The organism is Tistrella bauzanensis (assembly GCF_014636235.1).
Lineage (GTDB): Bacteria > Pseudomonadota > Alphaproteobacteria > Tistrellales > Tistrellaceae > Tistrella > Tistrella bauzanensis.
On sequence record NZ_BMDZ01000045.1, the window covers coordinates 1 to 16,164 of the forward strand.

14 protein-coding genes are annotated in these 16,164 nt (G+C 66.5%); 5 read left to right on the top strand and 9 right to left on the bottom strand.

Going from position 1 to position 16,164, the window contains the following annotated elements:
* Nucleotides 1-178 precede the first annotated feature (178 nt).
* The 4 genes from IEW15_RS17030 to IEW15_RS17045 all read left to right on the top strand — a co-directional run bounded on the left by IEW15_RS17030 (nucleotide 179) and on the right by IEW15_RS17045 (nucleotide 5,058).
* Nucleotides 179-940, top strand: coding sequence for a tetratricopeptide repeat protein (locus IEW15_RS17030; protein ID WP_188580072.1), 762 nt, complete (start codon nucleotides 179-181; stop codon nucleotides 938-940).
* The gene (locus tag IEW15_RS17035) at nucleotides 937-2,310 is read left to right on the top strand and encodes an outer membrane protein assembly factor BamB family protein (protein ID WP_188580074.1); all 1,374 of its coding nucleotides are present in this window, start codon (nucleotides 937-939) and stop codon (nucleotides 2,308-2,310) included. The genes IEW15_RS17030 and IEW15_RS17035 overlap by 4 nt, the downstream gene beginning before the upstream one ends.
* A 201-nt stretch (nucleotides 2,311-2,511) precedes the next feature.
* The gene (der, locus tag IEW15_RS17040; RefSeq protein WP_188580076.1) at nucleotides 2,512-4,068 is read left to right on the top strand and encodes a ribosome biogenesis GTPase Der; all 1,557 of its coding nucleotides are present in this window, start codon (nucleotides 2,512-2,514) and stop codon (nucleotides 4,066-4,068) included.
* Nucleotides 4,069-4,071: 3 nt separating this feature from the next.
* On the top strand, nucleotides 4,072-5,058 hold the full coding sequence (locus IEW15_RS17045; protein ID WP_188580078.1) for a threo-3-hydroxy-L-aspartate ammonia-lyase: 987 nt from the start codon (nucleotides 4,072-4,074) through the stop codon (nucleotides 5,056-5,058).
* 343 nt (nucleotides 5,059-5,401) lie between these two features.
* On the opposite strand, the gene IEW15_RS17050 is transcribed toward IEW15_RS17045, so the two are convergent.
* On the bottom strand, nucleotides 5,402-5,692 hold the full coding sequence (locus IEW15_RS17050; protein WP_188580080.1) for a hypothetical protein: 291 nt from the start codon (nucleotides 5,690-5,692) through the stop codon (nucleotides 5,402-5,404).
* Between the two features lie 245 nt (nucleotides 5,693-5,937).
* On the opposite strand from IEW15_RS17050, the gene IEW15_RS17055 reads away from it, so the two are divergent.
* Nucleotides 5,938-6,612 (top strand): TetR/AcrR family transcriptional regulator, encoded by a 675-nt coding sequence (locus IEW15_RS17055; RefSeq protein ID WP_188580082.1) that lies wholly within the window; start codon nucleotides 5,938-5,940, stop codon nucleotides 6,610-6,612.
* Nucleotides 6,613-6,816: 204 nt separating this feature from the next.
* On the opposite strand, the gene IEW15_RS17060 is transcribed toward IEW15_RS17055, so the two are convergent.
* From IEW15_RS17060 to IEW15_RS17095, 8 genes are all read right to left on the bottom strand, one after another.
* Nucleotides 6,817-7,641 carry an SDR family NAD(P)-dependent oxidoreductase gene (locus IEW15_RS17060; protein ID WP_188580084.1) on the bottom strand — a complete coding sequence of 275 codons (825 nt, stop codon included), beginning with the start codon at nucleotides 7,639-7,641 and terminating at the stop codon, nucleotides 6,817-6,819.
* A gap of 52 nt (nucleotides 7,642-7,693) precedes the next feature.
* Nucleotides 7,694-9,184, bottom strand: a complete 1,491-nt coding sequence (gene purF / locus IEW15_RS17065; RefSeq protein WP_188580086.1) for an amidophosphoribosyltransferase — start codon at nucleotides 9,182-9,184, stop codon at nucleotides 7,694-7,696.
* Between the two features lie 61 nt (nucleotides 9,185-9,245).
* Nucleotides 9,246-10,025 carry a CvpA family protein gene (locus tag IEW15_RS17070; protein WP_188580089.1) on the bottom strand — a complete coding sequence of 260 codons (780 nt, stop codon included), beginning with the start codon at nucleotides 10,023-10,025 and terminating at the stop codon, nucleotides 9,246-9,248.
* A 52-nt stretch (nucleotides 10,026-10,077) separates the two neighbouring features.
* Entirely contained in the window at nucleotides 10,078-11,571 is a 1,494-nt protein-coding gene (gene radA / locus IEW15_RS17075; RefSeq protein ID WP_188580091.1) for a DNA repair protein RadA, read from the bottom strand.
* A 29-nt stretch (nucleotides 11,572-11,600) separates the two neighbouring features.
* Nucleotides 11,601-12,407, bottom strand: a complete 807-nt coding sequence (locus IEW15_RS17080; RefSeq protein WP_229708204.1) for an ABC transporter ATP-binding protein — start codon at nucleotides 12,405-12,407, stop codon at nucleotides 11,601-11,603.
* A 36-nt stretch (nucleotides 12,408-12,443) separates the two neighbouring features.
* Complete coding sequence (locus IEW15_RS17085) at nucleotides 12,444-13,217, bottom strand: MlaE family ABC transporter permease (protein WP_188580093.1); 774 nt, start codon at nucleotides 13,215-13,217, stop codon at nucleotides 12,444-12,446.
* Entirely contained in the window at nucleotides 13,214-14,392 is a 1,179-nt protein-coding gene (alr, locus tag IEW15_RS17090; RefSeq protein ID WP_188580096.1) for an alanine racemase, read from the bottom strand. The genes IEW15_RS17085 and alr overlap by 4 nt, the downstream gene beginning before the upstream one ends.
* Before the next feature lie 61 nt (nucleotides 14,393-14,453).
* Nucleotides 14,454-16,040 (bottom strand): replicative DNA helicase, encoded by a 1,587-nt coding sequence (locus tag IEW15_RS17095; protein WP_188580098.1) that lies wholly within the window; start codon nucleotides 16,038-16,040, stop codon nucleotides 14,454-14,456.
* Nucleotides 16,041-16,164 lie beyond the last annotated feature (124 nt).

The following is a 16,164-nucleotide window of genomic DNA, read 5'->3' on the forward strand; positions in this document are numbered from 1 at the left end:
TCTGTGGAAGCCTGTTGAATCACGCCAAACTATCGTGCGCCAGAGATTCCGATCACCGCGTTAACCTGAACTCGTTGCCCTGCCGCCGCTCAGGGCCATTTGCCATGCGCTGGATGAACGACTATGGTAACGCCCGGCTGATAGCCATCAGATAGGCTGCCAAGGAGGTTCGGGGCGCGTGTCGGAACAGTTCATCCGCGAGATCGACGAGGATCTGCGTCGCGAGAAGGCCTTGAAGCTGTGGAAGCGGTTCGGCCCGTTCGTGATCGGCGCCGCCGTGCTGGTGGTTGTGGCGGTGGCAGCCGATGTCGGCTGGACTGCCTGGGAAGAAAGCCGGCGCAATGCGCAGGCTGAAAGCTTCGCCGCCGCCGATGCGCTGTCGGCGGCCGGCCGTCATGAGCAGGCCGCCGGCGCCTTCGAGGCGCTGGCCAACGAGGCTGAGAGCGGCTATGCCGGCCTGGCGCTGATGCGTGCCGCCGAAGCCCGGCTTCTGGCCGGTGATCGCGCTGCAGCACAGGCTGAATTCGAGGCAGCATCGGCCCGTGGCGATCTGGATCCGGCGATCAAGGCGGTGGCGACCCTGAAGGCCGCCACGCTCGCCATCGATGCCGAGTCGCCCGACCAGATCCGGGCCCGGGTCTCAGGCCTGATCGACGGTGACGACGCCTGGCGGCCGCTGGCCGAGGAACTCGTGGCGCTGGCGGCCTTCAAGGCCGGGGACGCCGCCCGTGCCGGCGAAATCTATGCGCGTCTGGCCGATGATCAGACGGCGTCACAGGATCTGCGCAACCGGGCCGCATCCTATTCCCGTGTGCTGGGTGTGCCGCTCGGCTCCGACACGGCCGCCCAGTCTGCTGCCCCGGAAGACCAGCCCGCCACCCCGGACCAGTCCGCCACCCCGGACCAGCCAGCCGCTGCCGATCAGGAGCCTGCGAAATGACCACCGCGCAGCTGATTCCGCTGCGGTCGAGCGTGAGCGGCCGCAGGCCGGCGCGGTCGGCCGGACTCGCCATGTTGACCATGCTGCTGCTCAGCGGCTGCGGCAGTTGGTGGGGATCGGATGAAAAGCCCACCCTGGGGGGCGAGCGGATTGCGGTGATGCCCGAAAGGGCGGAGATCCGCGTCGATCCGGCGGTCGCGGCGGAGCCGGTCAGCCTGCCGCCGGCCTATCAGAATGGCGAATGGCCGCAGACCGGCGGCTATGGCAACCATGCCATGCATGCCTTGATCGGCCCGGCCGCGCCGGTCGAAGCCTGGCGCAGCGATGCGGGCGAGGGCTCGGGCGGCGCCAAACGCCTGATGGCGCAGCCGGTGATGGCCGATGGCCGGATCTTTACGCTGGATGCCGACAGTGCGATCACGGCCATGGATGCCGCGACCGGCAACCGGCTGTGGACCGTTGAGCTGGCGCCGGATGACGATCTGCTGGAAGGCGCCTATGGTGGCGGCGTGGTTCTGTCGGGCGGCAAGCTGTTCGCGGCCACGGGCTTCGGCGATGTCGTGGCGCTTCAGCCGTCGGACGGGGTGGAATTGTGGCGCACCAGCCTGCGCACGCCGTTCCGCGCGCCGCCGGCCGCCGGGGATGGCCGGCTGTATGCACAGACCTTCGACAACCAGCTGATCGCCTTCAATGCAGAGGACGGCCGCGAATTGTGGCGTCATGGCGGTGTGCCCGCGACCCAGATGGTGCTGGGCGGGGCGGCCCCCGGCGTGCTGGGCAATCTGGTCGTCGCCGCTTATTCCAGCGGCGATCTGGTGGCGCTGCGCGGCGACAGCGGCCGGGTCGGCTGGGCCGAAACCCTGGCCGGTTTCACGGCGGCCGGGTCGTCGTTGAGCGCGCTCACCGACATTCTGTCGGATCCGATCATCGACCGGGAGATGGTCATCGCCGGTACGGTCGGTGGCCGGCTGGCGGCCTTCGATGCCCGCAGCGGTTTGCGGGTCTGGGAACAGCCCTTCAAGGTGAACCAGACCCCCTGGGTTGCCGACACCACGATCTATGCGGTTGTGGATGGCACACGGGTGGTGGCGCTGCGTCGTGCCGATGGCCGGGTGCGCTGGGTGTCGGACCTGCCGGCTTTCGAGGATCCGGAAGACCGCGAAGATCCGATCCGCTGGACCGGACCGGTGATGGCTGGCGGCCGGTTGCATCTGGTGTCGACCTCGGGCCAACTGATGTCTCTGGATCCTGCCGATGGTGCCCGCACCGGCGAGATCGACGTCGGTGGACCGGTGATGATTTCGCCGGTGGTGGCCGGCGGCATGCTGTATGTCTTGCGCGACGACGCCACGCTGGTCGCCGCTCGCTGAGCGGAAGCTGCGCCGGCCCGGGTGCCGACGCCCCAGCTCGGCGCTTGACGTGGGACGTTTTGGCGTTCATTGATGCTGTCCGGACCCCGCAGGCCCCGCGCCTGCGGGGCCGCCGCCGCTTGAAGCTTCACCTGCGATGCCGCAGACCCCAGGGCCTGTGCGTCGTGATCACCTGATACGTCCATACCGGAGGTCGCGTCCATGCTGACCGTGGCGCTGGTCGGCCGGCCGAATGTCGGCAAGTCGACCCTGTTCAATCGTCTGGTCGGGCGACGCATCGCCATCGTCGACGACATGCCGGGTGTCACCCGCGACCGGCGCATCGGTGATGCCCGCCTCGGCAATCTGCGCTTCAACGTGGTCGATACGGCGGGTCTTGAGGAAATCGGGAACCCGTCAGACCTGAATGCGCGCATGCAGGCGCAGACCCGCACCGCGATCGACGACGCCGATCTGGTGCTGTTCATGATCGATGGTCGCGCCGGTGTAACGCCCACCGACGAATATTTCGCCGATCTGCTGCGCCGGGTGGAGACCCCGGTTGTGGTGGTGGTGAACAAGTGCGAGGGCCGGGCCGGCGATAGCGGCCTCGCCGAAGCCTGGGCGCTTGGGCTGGGCGAGCCGCTGCCCCTGTCTGCCGCCCATGGCGACCACACCAGCGATCTGTACGACGTGCTGTCGAGCCATGGCGCCGCCCATGCCGAGGCGCTGGAGGATGCCGCTGCCGCGGAAGCCGAAGCCCGTGCGGCCCGCCGGCGTGCCGCGGCGGTCGCCGGTGCCGTGGGCGAGGCGGCGGAGCTTGCCGCCGAAGGCCCGCGGGAAGTGGGTCTGGATGCCTTCGACGACGATGGATCGGATATCGATGTCGACGAAGATGCCGATGACGAGACCCTGGCTGCGGCCGAAGAGCGCGCCATGGCTGAGATCGGCAACCAGAAGGCGCTTCAGATCGCGATCGTCGGCCGCCCCAATGCCGGCAAGTCGACCCTGATGAACCATCTGCTGGGCGAGGACCGGGTGCTGACCGGGCCGGAGGCCGGCATCACCCGCGATGCCATCGCCGTCGACTGGCTGCATGCCGGCCGCCGCATCCGGCTGATCGATACCGCCGGCATGCGTCGCAAGGCCCGGATCGACGACCGGGTCGAGAAGATGTCGGTTGACGAGACCCTGCGCGCGATCCGCTTCGCCCATGTCGTCATCATGATGATCGATGCCGAGCGCGGGCTTGAGAAGCAGGATATGACCATCGCCCGTCTGGTGGTCGACGAAGGCCGCGCCCTGGTCGTGGCGGTGAACAAGTGGGACACCGTCACCAATGCCGATGAATTCATGACCGAACTGCGCCGGCGGATGAGCCATGTGATGCCGCAGGTCAAGGGCGTGCCGGTGGTGACCATCTCGGCGCTTGCCGGCCACAACACCGATAAGCTGGTCGATGCCTGTTTCGACATCTACCGGATCTGGAACCGTCGGGTGTCGACCGGCAAGCTGAACCGCTGGCTGGAGCGGATGACCGAGAACTATCCACCGCCGATGGCTCATGGCCGGCGGCTGCGGCTGCGCTATGCCACCCAGATCAAGACCCGGCCGCCGGCATTCGCCGTGTTCGTCAGCCAGCCCAAGGAACTGCCGGACAGCTATGTCCGCTATGTGGTCAACGGCTTGCGGGACGAATTCGATCTGCCGGGCGTACCGGTGCGTGTGGTGCTGCGGACCAGCGAGAACCCGTTCGCGAACCGCAAGAAAAAGTGGTGATCCATGTCCGGGCTGGCGATCGGTCTTGAAGATGTCCACGCGGCCGCAAGGCGGCTGCATGGCGTTGCGCACCACACGCCGGTCCTGACATCGGCCACGGCCGATGCCAGAACCGGCGCGCGACTGTACTTCAAACCCGAGAACCTGCAACGGATGGGGGCCTTCAAGTTCCGCGGCGCCTATAATGCGCTGGCGCGGCTGAAGGAAGCGGATGATGTGCCGCCGGGCGTGGTTGCCTTCTCGTCGGGCAATCATGCCCAGGCGGTGGCGCTGGCCGGCCGTCTGCTCGGCCTCGAGACCGTGATCGTCATGCCGTCGGATGCGCCGGCGATCAAGCGCGAGGCAACCCGCGGCTATGGCGGCGAGGTCGTTGCCTATGACCGCTATATGCAAGATCGCGAAGCGATCGGCCGCGACATCGCCATACGCCGCGGCCTGGTGTTGATTCCGCCTTTCGATCATCCGGATGTGATGGCAGGGCAGGGTACCGCCACATTAGAGCTGATCCAGGATGTTGTGGCACTGCCCGATGGCGGCGCCCTTGACATGCTGTTCGTCTGCGTCGGTGGCGGCGGGCTGATTTCAGGCGCGGCCGTGGCCGCCAAGGCGCTTAATCCCGCCTGCCGGGTGATCGGCGTCGAACCCGAGGCCGGCGACGATGTCCGTCGCAGCCTGTCTGCCGGGCACATCGTCCGGATCGATCCGCCCCGCACGATTGCCGATGGTGCCCAGACCACGGCGCCGGGCCATCTGACTTTCCCGATCATTCAGGCGCTGGTCGACGAGGTTATCACCGTGTCCGATGACGCGCTGGTGGCGGCGATGCGCTTCTTTGCCGGCCGGATGAAGCTGGTCGTCGAGCCGACAGGCTGTCTGGCTGCGGCTGGTGCCTTTTCCGGACAGGTCGACGTGGCCGGCAAACGCGTCGGCGTCATCCTGTCGGGCGGCAATATCGATCTGGAGCGGTTTGCAGCGCTGGTCGCCGGCTGACTGCCTGTCCGTGCGACGGCGACACCGCCGGCCTGATCCGCGGATCCGCGCCTTCGGGCGACATCCCCGCACCTTCGGGTGACATCACCTTGCTTTTCTGACCACAAATCGACCCGTCGCCACAGCTGCGTCACGAGCGGCTGCGGCGACCACTATTACGAGCATTTCCAATGTAAGTTCGCGATTCAGGCTCAAGTCTCGCGGAATGCCGGAATCGTGACCTCGGTCTATACGCGCAGATCACGGCAATTTCACATAACATGGCACAGACCATGGCCACGCCTCTCCGGACACGGTCATGTATCAGAATGTGTTTGCGCTTTGGTTGTGCCCAGGCGCGCGTTCAGATGCGGTTGCGATCGTTCGGGCGGACCAGAATCGTGACGGTTTCATGGGCCTGCTCGATGTCCAGAAACCGGAAGCTGGCCATTCTCTGCGGCGTGGCCGGAGCCAGAGACATGATCGTGTTCACTATCTCCTCGTGAAGGGAGCCAAGCCGACTCTCGACAAATTTATCATCGGCACTCGCGGCCGCCATCAGCATTGCCACCAGTTCAAGGATCTCACGCGTGTTCAGCCTGGACGGGCGTTCATTGCCTGTGGTGTCGCGATGCTGCACGTCCTGTTCCGGCATCACCGTCTGTATCCGTTGCACACACGTTCGCAACGCCACATGCACGTGCGAGAAACGGGCCGTCTCGCCCGGCATGTGCCGCCGTCGGAACGCGATTGGGGAGGAGAACGGCCGAATCCTGCTGGAACGCAACGGTCGAAGTCGGTTCACGGCAGCACTGCCCGCCGACCGAAACCTTAGATGTCCATGACAGGGCATGTCAACAGGTGTTTGCATAACTTTAGATTGATTTCTGTGAAGGAATAATGAGCGAAAACGACAAAAGGCCCCGTAACAGCGAGGTCACAAAAGCGGCGATTCTGGATGCAGCGCGCACCGCATTCGCAGAGAACAGCTATGATGTCGTTGGCCTTCGCGAAATCGCGCGGGTAGCGGAGGTCAATGTGTCATTGGTCATTCGCTATTTCGGCTCGAAGGAGCGGCTGTTTTCTGTCTGCCTTGAGGAAGCGGCATTCGATGCGCTGCTTCGTGACGTCCCGCGGGAACGTCTGGCGGAGGTGCTCAGCCGCTTCGCACTTCATCGCCATCCATCCGACGAAACGATGCCGCCTGCCGACGATGGCATGGATGCGCAGGATATCGCAGCCTGCTACAGAGTGTGCCGTATGCTGATCTGCTCGATCAACAGCCGTATGGCGGCGCCGCTGATCCGGGCACGGCTGGAATCCGATCTGCTCTACCATCTCGTCGAGCGGATCGGCGGCAGCCACGCGCGGGAGAAGGGGCGGCTGGTGCTGGCGCTGCTGATCGGGCTGGCGCTGACCCGTGGTGTGCTCGATGGCGACGGTCCCCGCGGCGGCGGCGTGAAGGCCGATGGCGTCGACAGCCCCCATCGGGCCCCAGATGGCCATGTCCATCTGGCCGAAAGCCTGCTGAAAGTGATCATCGACGACATACCGATCAGCCGGGATCGGGCCTGAGCGCCCGGCAGGGTGATGATCGGGCCCGGGCGCCCCGCAGGGCGGTAACCGCCTCTGGGCGCCCCCACATGCAGAAAGGCCCCAGGCCGCATTGATGTGCAGCCTGAGGCCTCGGTATCCTGCGCTCGGTCCGGTCGGCCCAGCGGCAGCCGATACAATCATCGGCTGCCTGCCGGTCAGTGCCGGCCGATCATCGCCGTCCCATCAATGAACATGCCCGCAGCCCGGACCATGCTGATGGCCGCCATGGTCGTCGCCAGCCTGTGCCTGCGGTGCCGGCTGGGCCACGAAGATCTCGCCATTGGCGGTCAGCCCGGGGGAGGCCAGATCCAGGAACAGCTCGGCGATCGCCTCGGGCGGGGTCTGCATGGCCTTGTCCTCGCCGGGATAGGCCTGACCCCGCATACGGGTGCGCAACGCCCCCGGGTCGATCAGATTGGCACGGATGCGGGAATTCTCGATCTCCATGGCCCAGGTCTTGACCATGGCTTCCAGTGCCGCCTTCGAGGTGGCGTAGGCCCCCCAATAGCCGCGGATCTTGCGGGCGGCGCGCGAGGTGACGAAAATCGCGCGTCCGGCGGGCGACAGCTTCAGCAACGGCTCGCAATTGCGGATCAGGCGCTGATTGGCCGAGACATTGACCGTCATCACCCGGTCCCACTCTTTGGGCCGCTGCTGCGACATGGGCGCGATGTTGCCGAGCAGTCCGGCATTGCCGACCAGGATGTCGAGCCGGCCGAACCGCTCATAGATCTGCTTGCCAAGACTGTCGAGCTTGTCCAGCTCGGCCAGATCGGCCGGAACCAGAGTGGCTGTGCCACCGACCGCCTTGACCCGGTCGTCGGTCTCTTCCAGCCCGCCGACGGTGCGGGCCAGAAGGATGACATGGGCCCCCGCCTGGGCATAGCGCTCGGCAACCGCAGCCCCAAGCCCCCGCGAGGCGCCGGTGATCAGGGCGATCTTGCCGTCCAGAGGGCGGTCGCCGTCCACGGGTTCGGATGGGGCGGGGGCATCGGGCGTGTCGGTCATGGCTTTGGGTCCGGCCTTCTGGCTTGCGGGCAGGGGCAGATTACGAGCGGGATCAGGCGAAGTCGCTGCGCAGACGGAATTTGGCGTCGCCGCCCTCGGTCTGGCCGTCGGTCAGCGGCAGGGCATAGTCGCCGGTGAAGCAGGCGTCGCAATACTGGGGCTGCGCGGCATTGCGGCCGGGCTCACCCATGGCGCGATACAGGCCGTCCATCGAGATGAAGGCAAGGCTGTCGGCATTCATGAACCGCGCCATTTCGTCGATGCTCATTCGCGCCGCCAGCAGCTTTTCGCGGCTGGGGGTATCGACGCCATAGAAGCATGGATTGGTGGTGGGCGGCGATGCGATGCGCATATGCACCTCGGTCGCGCCCGCCTCGCGGACCATGTTGACGATCTTGGTCGAGGTGGTGCCGCGCACGATGCTGTCATCGACCAGGATCACCCGTCGACCCTTGATCATCGGCACATTGGCGTTGTGCTTCAGCTTGACGCCCAGATGCCGGATCTGGTCGGTGGGCTCGATGAAGGTCCGGCCGACATAGTGATTGCGGATGATGCCATAGTCGAAGGGGATGCCGCTCTCTTCCGAGAAGCCCAGCGCCGCCGGCACGCCGCTGTCGGGCACCGGCACGATCACATCGGCATCGACCAGGCTTTCGCGTGCCAGTTCGCGGCCGATGCGCTTGCGCGCCTCATAGACGCTGACATTTTCGAGCACGCTGTCGGGGCGGGCGAAATAGATGTGCTCGAAGATGCAGAACCGGCTGGAGACCTTGGGGAATGGCTTGATCGATCGCAGGCCGTCATAGTCGATCACCACGATTTCGCCGGGCTCGACGTCCCGCACGAACTCGGCACCGATGATGTCGAGGGCGCAGGTCTCGGACGCCAGCATCATCGCGCCGTCCAGCTTGCCGATCACCAGCGGACGCACGCCCCAGGGATCGCGCATGCCGATCAGCGTGTCGCGCATCAGGGCGACGATCGAATAGGCGCCATGCACCTGCCGGAGCGCGTCGATGATCTTGTCGACCACGTCCGTGTACAGGCTGATCGCGATCAGATGCACGATCACTTCGCTGTCGGATGTCGACTGGAAGATGCAGCCGCGATTGACCAACTGGCTGCGCAGGGTCAGGGCGTTGGTCAGGTTGCCGTTATGGGCGATCGCCAGGCCGCCGAAGGCGAAGTCGGCATAGAGCGGCTGGATGTTGCGCAGGCCGGCACCGCCGGTCGTTGCGTAACGGACATGGCCGATGCCCATATTGCCGATCATCTGCACCATCAGGCGCTCATCGGCAAAGGCGTCGCCAACCAGGCCGACCGCGCGATGCGGATGGAACTGGTCGCCATCATAAGTGACGATGCCACAGGCTTCCTGGCCGCGATGCTGAAGCGCATGCAGCCCGAGCGCCACGTGACGTGCCGCTTCCTGATGGCCATGGATACCGAAGATTCCGCACTCTTCGCGCAGATGGTCGTCGTCTTCTAGGAACTGGTCCCGGCCGGCGGGCTGGGGTTGGAAGGGATGGGTAATGATCATCGCCTCGCACCGCTTTCGACGACCGTCGTGATGCCGCGGTCGCTCCGTCGCCCGATCACGATCAATTGGCACCCGCACCAGAGGTCTGGTCACCACCGGACGGCGCCGCCGTTCCGGGTTCGATCGCATCGAGAAGCCGGTTCATATCATGCCTCGCCCCATCCCCGTAACCGATTTCACCGCCGGAGGGGGTTGCGCCTGCGGCATTGCCCGACGGAGGCCCGCCCGCGGCCGGTGCCTGGGCGGTGCTGTCGCGGGACATACCGGGCATCGCACCGCCCAATGTGCCCCGTGCCGCATCGGTCGCGGCGTCCGCCGTGGCGTTGGCGGCCTGATCGGCGCGCTCCAGGAACTGGTTGCGCATCCGCTCGGGCACGACGCTCTGGATGACCTGGGCGGCGCCAACCACCATCGGTCGGGTCTCGGACCGGCGCACCCAGTCCGGCTCTCCATTCGGCCCCCAGACCCATAGTAGCCCCATATAGATCACCGCCATGACCGCAAGGCCGCGCGCGATGCCGAAGCCGGCGCCCAGGATGCGGTCCAGGAAGGTGAAGGGGCTGCCAGAGACGATATCGCCGATGGCGCGGGTGATGACCGACAGGATCAGCAGCGACACCAGGAAGATGACGGCGATCGTGGCAATGTCGCCGGCGGTTTCGCTGGCGATCATGTCATCGGCCAGCGGCCGCAGCGGATCGAACAGATAGGCGGTGATCAGGGCGGCGCCCGCCCAGGCAAGGATCGACAAAGCCTCGCGCACGAAGCCGCGGATCAGCGCCACCAGGGTCGAAAGTGCCACGATGGCAAGAACCACCACGTCGGCAAGCGTCAGAGACATCCGGGTCTTCCTTCAACAGTGGCGGCGTGGCGCCAGTCGTGACACCACACCGTCATTCGATCATTCCGCGCGGTTGCCCCCGGCGGGCGCGGGCGCCATCGCCGGATTTCGGGTCAGCCCGTCCGCCACCGTCGCGGGCGGCTGCGTCTGCAGGTTTCGGAGCATATTCGCCGTTCACGCCCACGAACAGTTCAACCAGTTCTGCCAGTCGTTTCAACGGGCGGATATCGACCGGCATCTGCCGGCCGGTGCCGCTGGCAGGCACGAAGGCGCGGGTGAAGCCAAGCTTCGCCGCCTCTTTCAGCCGTGCTTCCATCTGTGACACGGCCCGGACCTCGCCCGACAGCCCGACCTCGCCCAGCACCACCGTTTCCTTGGGCAGCGCCCGGTCGGTCAGCGACGACAGCAGGGCGGCGGCAATCGCCAGATCGGCTGCGGGTTCAAGGATGCGCAAGCCGCCGGCGACGTTCAAGTAGACGTCGTTCGAGCCCAGAGACAGCCCGCAGCGCGCGTCCAGCACCGCCAGGATCATCGACAGCCGGCCGCTGTCGAGCCCGACCACCGTCCGGCGCGGCGTGCCCAGCGCCGATGCCGCCACCAGGGCCTGAATTTCCACTAGCACCGGCCGGGTGCCTTCCAGCCCCGCAAACACGGCGCTGCCTGACACCTTTTCGTCGCGGTCGCCCAGAAAAATCGCCGAGGGGTTTTCCACCTCGACCAGCCCCAGATCGGTCATGGAAAACACGCCGATCTCGTCGGTGGCGCCGAAGCGGTTCTTGACCGCGCGCAGGATGCGATAGGCATGGCCGCGCTCGCCCTCGAAATGCAGCACCGTGTCGACCATGTGTTCCAGCAGGCGCGGACCGGCGATCTGACCCTCTTTGGTGACGTGGCCGACGATGATCATGGCGATGCCGCGGCGCTTGGCCAACTGGATCAGTTCCTGTCCACAGGCGCGGACCTGCGACACGGTGCCCGGCGCCCCGTCCAGCCCGTCATGACGCATGGTCTGGATACTGTCGATCACCGCCACCGCCGGCCGGTCCGTCGGCAGTTTCTCAAGCGTGGCGATGATGTCGCGGACGCTGGTATCGGCCGCAAGCCGCACCGAACTGCCGTCGAGCCCCAGGCGGTGGGCACGCAGCCGCACCTGATCGACCGATTCCTCGCCCGACACGTAATAGGCATCGACCCCATGGCCGGCCAGTGCCGCCAGGGCCTGGATCAGCAGGGTCGATTTGCCGATGCCCGGATCGCCGCTGATCAGGATCGCGGCCCCCGGCACCAACCCGCCGCCCAGCACGCGATCGAGTTCGCCGATGCCACAGGTCCGCCGCGCCACCACCTCGACCGGCCCGTCCAGGGTGACGAAATTCAGCCCCCGCCGCGCCGACGCCACGGCCGAGCCGCGGCCGCCGGCCACCGGCTGGGGCAGGGCTTCCTCGACCATGGTGTTCCATTCGCCGCAGGTCTCGCAGCGCCCCGCCCATTTGGATGCGGTGGCGCCACAAGCCTGGCAGACATAGTGGCTGGTGGCTTTCGCCATGGGTGGTCCGGTCTCCGGAACAGGTCGCGTCAGGGACGCCGGATTTCCATCTGGATCGGTCCGTCCGCGCGGCCGTGAATGAACTGGTCGACATAGGGGTTGCCGCTGTGGTCGATCATCTCGACCGCGCCGGTCCAGATGATCCGGCCCTGATGGATCATCGCCACATGGTCGGCGATCTTGCGGGCGCTGGCCATGTCGTGGGTGATGGTGATCGCGGTGGCGCCCAGCCGTTGCACCTGATCTCGGATCAGGTCGTTGATCACGTCGGCCATGATCGGATCGAGGCCGGTGGTCGGTTCGTCGAAGAACAGGATGTCGGGATCGGTTGCGATCGCCCGCGCCAGGCCGACCCGCTTCTGCATGCCGCCCGACAATTCCGACGGCGCCAGGGCCGCGACATCGGCGCCAAGTCCTACCAGCGCCAGCTTTTCAACCGCGATTTCACGCGCCTTACGGCGGGCCATGCGCTTGCCCTGGATCAGGCCGAAGGCGACATTCTCCCAGACCGGCAGACTGTCGAACAGGGCGCCGCCCTGAAACAGCATGCCCATGCCGGCCATCACGTCCTCGCGGTCGCGGGCCGACATGCCCTGGGTCTCGCGGCCATCGACCCGGATCGAGCCCTTGTCCGGGTGCACGATGCCCAGGATCGACTTGATCAGCACCGATTTCCCGGTGCCCGACCCGCCGATCACCACCAGTGACGAGCCGGCGTCGACGGTGAGGTCGATGCCGCGCAGCACGTGCTTGGGCCCGAACGACTTATGGACATCGTTCATCGCGATCTTGGGGGGCTGGACAGCCATATCGGAAGGGATGCCGCCGTCGGTCATGTCACGTCAAGCTCCGTGGTGGGCCAAGCGGCAGGCTCAGCGGGCAAAGAACAGCTCGGTGATGATGTAATTGAAGATCAGCAGCAGGATCGAACTCGACACCACCGCATTGGTGGTGGCGCTGCCGACCCCTTGTGCGCCGCCGCGGCTGTTGAAGCCGTGATAGCAGCCCATGGTCGCGATCAGAAAGCCGAACACCGCCGCCTTTACCAGCCCCGAGATCACATCCATCGGCTCGACGAAATTGAAGGTGGTGACCAGATAGGTGGTGGAGATGAAGCCCAGCTTGTAGACCCCGACCAGCCAGCCGCCCATCACGCCGATGATATCGGCGATCAGCACCAGCACCGGCAGCATCAGGGTCGCGGCCAGAACCCGGGGCGCGATCAGATACTTGTACGGGTTGGTGCGCAGCGTGCTCAACGCGTCGATCTGCTCGGTCACCCGCATGGTGCCGATCTCGGCGGCGATGGCGGCACCAACCCGGCCGGCGACCATCAGCCCGGCCAGCACCGGCCCGAGTTCCCGGGTGATCGACAGTACAACAACACCGGCGACCGCGCTTTCGGCCGAGAACCGCGCGAAGCCGGTATAGGATTGCAGCGCCAGCACCATGCCGCTGAACAGGGCGGTCATGCCCACCACCGGCAGGCTGTAATAGCCGATCTCCATCATCTGGCGCCCCAGGACGCGCAGATGGAAGGGCGGCGTCACGACATGGCGCAGCACCGTCAGGATGAACAGCGCGACGCGGCCCACTGTCTCGAACAGGCCGAGCAGAGCCCGGCCGATGGCGGCGAGCGGGTTCATGGGGTGCGGTCAACCTCCGTCAGTGGTGCGGCCGCATCGGCGGACATGCCGGCAGCAGATCCGGTCAGCCGCCGGGCATAGCGGCGGCCCAGGCGGGTCAGCACGTCATAGCTGATCGTACCGGCCTCGTCCGCCAGTTGATCGATGTCGCGATGGGCGCCGATCAGCTCGGCGACCGCGCCGGCATGGGCAAGGGTATCGGGCAGGGCGGTCACATCCACAGTCAACAGGTCCATCGACACCCGGCCGACAATCGGTGCCGCGTGGCCGGCGATGACCACATGGCCACGGCCGCCGGTCGACCACGGCCAGCCATCCGCATAGCCGGCAGCGAGTGTCGCCACCTGCATGCCTGGCCGCGCGCGGGCTGCCGCACCATAGCCGACACTCTCGAAGCTGTCGACGGTTCGCACCTGCAACAGCCGCGCCTTCAGTGTGACCACCGGTCGCATCGGGTTCGGCCGCCCCGGCACGGGATTTGCGCCATAAAGCGCCAGTCCGGGGCGGCCAAGATCGAAGCCCCAGCCCGGCCCCAGAAACAGGCCGCTGGAATTGACGAGGCTGAGCCGCCCCCGGCCGACGATCGCCGCCGCCGCCCTGAACCGGTCGCGCTGCACCCGGTTCAGCGGGTGATCCGGCTGATCGGCGCAGGCGAGGTGGCTCATGGTCAGCCGGATGTCGACACCGTCGAGCACCGACGGATCATCGATCAGTCGGGTCAGGTCGTGCTCGTCGAAGCCCAGCCGGTTCATGCCGGTGTCGATGTGCAGCGCTGCTGGCAGCGGATGTCCCGCCATCGCCCCCTGACAGGTCCAGCAGGCGAGGTCGGCGGGGCTGTTCAGCACCGGCCGCAGATCGAAGGCCAGGGCATCGGCCACCTCGCCGGCGGTGATGCCGTTCAGGACATAAACCGGCGTGGTATGGCCGGCCGCGGTCAGTGCATGGCGCACCGCAGCCCCTTCGGTCAGATGGGCCACGAACAGTGCCGGCGCCCCGGCTGCCGCCAGCGCCGGCGCCAATCCGGCGGCGCCCAGCCCATAGCCATCGGCCTTGATCACCCCGCCGACGACGGCTGCCGGATTGTGTTGCCGCATCAATCCGGTCAGCAGCGCATGATTGGCGGCAACCGCGTCCAGATCGATCTCGATCCAGGCCGGGGGCGGCGCCGACGGCATGGCTGGCGGTGCGGAACGGGAAGGATCCGCGGAACTGGAAGGAGAGGTGGGCACCGTCGGGTTATTCCTCCGGGGCGTTGGCGGCAAGCAGCGCCGCATGGTCGCGATCCAGATTGCCGAAGCGGGTGGTATTGAGGTCGAAATGCAGGCGCACCGTGCCGATCGGTCCATGGCGTTGTTTGGCCACGATCACTTCGGCGACACTGCGCGATATCTCGAACCGGCTCTGCCAGTGGCTGTAGCGCTCGGCGAACTTGTCGGGCTTCTCGTCCGGGCGCTGTTTGGGCTCGGCACGGGCCAGATAGTATTCTTCGCGGAATACGAACATCACCACGTCGGCGTCCTGCTCGATCGATCCGCTTTCACGCAGATCCGATAGCTGGGGGCGCTTGTCCTCGCGCTGTTCCACGGCGCGCGACAACTGCGACAGCGCGATCACCGGCACGTTCAGTTCCTTGGCCACCGCCTTCAGGCCCTGGGTGATCTCGGACACCTCCTGCACGCGATTGTCGGTGGCACGCACCGCCCGCATGAGCTGAAGATAATCGACCACGATCATCGACAGGCCGTGCTGGCGCTTCAGCCGCCGGGCGCGGGCCCGCATGGCGGGCACGGTGATTGCCGGGGTGTCGTCGATGAACAGCGGGATCCGCGACAGATCGCGGGCCGCCATCACCACCCGTTCGAAGTCCTCGGCGCTCATGGTGCCGCGGCGCAGCCGGTCGGACGGCACGCCGGCGGCGCCGGCCAGCAGGCGGGCCGCCAGCTGTTCCGACGACATTTCCAGCGAGAAGAATCCGACCACGGCGCCGTCCACGCCCTTGGCACGCCCGGCGGTGTCGGGTTCGGCGCGATAGGCGCGGGCGGCGTTGAAGGCGATTGTGGTGGCAAGCGCGGTCTTGCCCATCGATGGGCGTCCCGCCAGGATCAGCAGATCCGATGGCTGCAACCCGCCCATCAGGTTGTCGAGGTCGATCAGATCGGTGGCGACACCCACCAGATTGCCGTCGCGCTTGTAGGCGGCTTCGATCTGGTCGAGCGCCACGCCCAGCGCGCGATCGAACGACACGAACCCGCCCTCGATCTCGCCCTGTTCGGCCAGGGTGTACAGGCGGTGCTCGGCATGCTCGATCTGCTCGATCGCCCGGCGTTCGGCCTGCCCGTCATAGGCTTCGTTGACCACATCCTCGCCGATGTCGATCAACGCCCGGCGCAGGGCGAAGTCGTGGATGATCTTGGCGTAGTCCTCGACATTGATGATCGAGATCGCGGAACCCACCAGACGGGCCAGATAAGACGCACCGCCGACCGCGTTCAGGGCCGGGTCGCTGTCGAAGAGTGGCTTGAGGGTGGCGGGGTTGGCGATCTGGCCGCGTTCCATGAACCGCAGGATCTGGCCATAGATCCGCTGATGGACCGGCTCGTGGAAATGCTCCGGCCTGAGGAAGCTGCTGACCCTGTGGGTGGCTTCATTGTTGATCAGCAGCGCGCCCAGCAGCGCCTGTTCGACCTCGGCATTGTTGGGGCGGTGACGTGCCGGCAGCGCGGCGCCGGCAGCCGGCAGCATGCCGCCGGCGGTCGGGCCGCGACCATCGTCAGAACCGGCAGGGGCGGGCAGGCCGGCGGCGTCGAGATCGGTATCGGTCATGGGCCTCGGGAATTCGTGCAGGATGAGGAAGGCTCCGTCAGGCCGGCGCGCCCCGGCGCCGGCCTGACGGAGGCGATCATGCACTGCCCGTGGCAGGGATTAAAGGGGCAAGACATCGACGGTC

Excerpts from the sequence above, each read along its gene's own strand:
- IEW15_RS17035 (WP_188580074.1), top strand. The coding sequence starts at position 937 with ATGACCACCGCGCAGCTGATTCCGCTGCGGTCGAGCGTGAGCGGCCGC.
- der (WP_188580076.1), top strand. The coding sequence starts at position 2,512 with ATGCTGACCGTGGCGCTGGTCGGCCGGCCGAATGTCGGCAAGTCGACC.
- IEW15_RS17045 (WP_188580078.1), top strand. The coding sequence starts at position 4,072 with ATGTCCGGGCTGGCGATCGGTCTTGAAGATGTCCACGCGGCCGCAAGG.
- IEW15_RS17050 (WP_188580080.1), bottom strand. The coding sequence starts at position 5,692 with ATGCCGGAACAGGACGTGCAGCATCGCGACACCACAGGCAATGAACGC.
- IEW15_RS17055 (WP_188580082.1), top strand. The coding sequence starts at position 5,938 with ATGAGCGAAAACGACAAAAGGCCCCGTAACAGCGAGGTCACAAAAGCG.
- IEW15_RS17060 (WP_188580084.1), bottom strand. The coding sequence starts at position 7,641 with ATGACCGACACGCCCGATGCCCCCGCCCCATCCGAACCCGTGGACGGC.
- purF (WP_188580086.1), bottom strand. The coding sequence starts at position 9,184 with ATGATCATTACCCATCCCTTCCAACCCCAGCCCGCCGGCCGGGACCAG.
- IEW15_RS17070 (WP_188580089.1), bottom strand. The coding sequence starts at position 10,025 with ATGTCTCTGACGCTTGCCGACGTGGTGGTTCTTGCCATCGTGGCACTT.
- radA (WP_188580091.1), bottom strand. The coding sequence starts at position 11,571 with ATGGCGAAAGCCACCAGCCACTATGTCTGCCAGGCTTGTGGCGCCACC.
- IEW15_RS17080 (WP_229708204.1), bottom strand. The coding sequence starts at position 12,407 with ATGACCGACGGCGGCATCCCTTCCGATATGGCTGTCCAGCCCCCCAAG.
- IEW15_RS17085 (WP_188580093.1), bottom strand. The coding sequence starts at position 13,217 with ATGAACCCGCTCGCCGCCATCGGCCGGGCTCTGCTCGGCCTGTTCGAG.
- alr (WP_188580096.1), bottom strand. The coding sequence starts at position 14,392 with ATGCCGTCGGCGCCGCCCCCGGCCTGGATCGAGATCGATCTGGACGCG.
- IEW15_RS17095 (WP_188580098.1), bottom strand. The coding sequence starts at position 16,040 with ATGACCGATACCGATCTCGACGCCGCCGGCCTGCCCGCCCCTGCCGGT.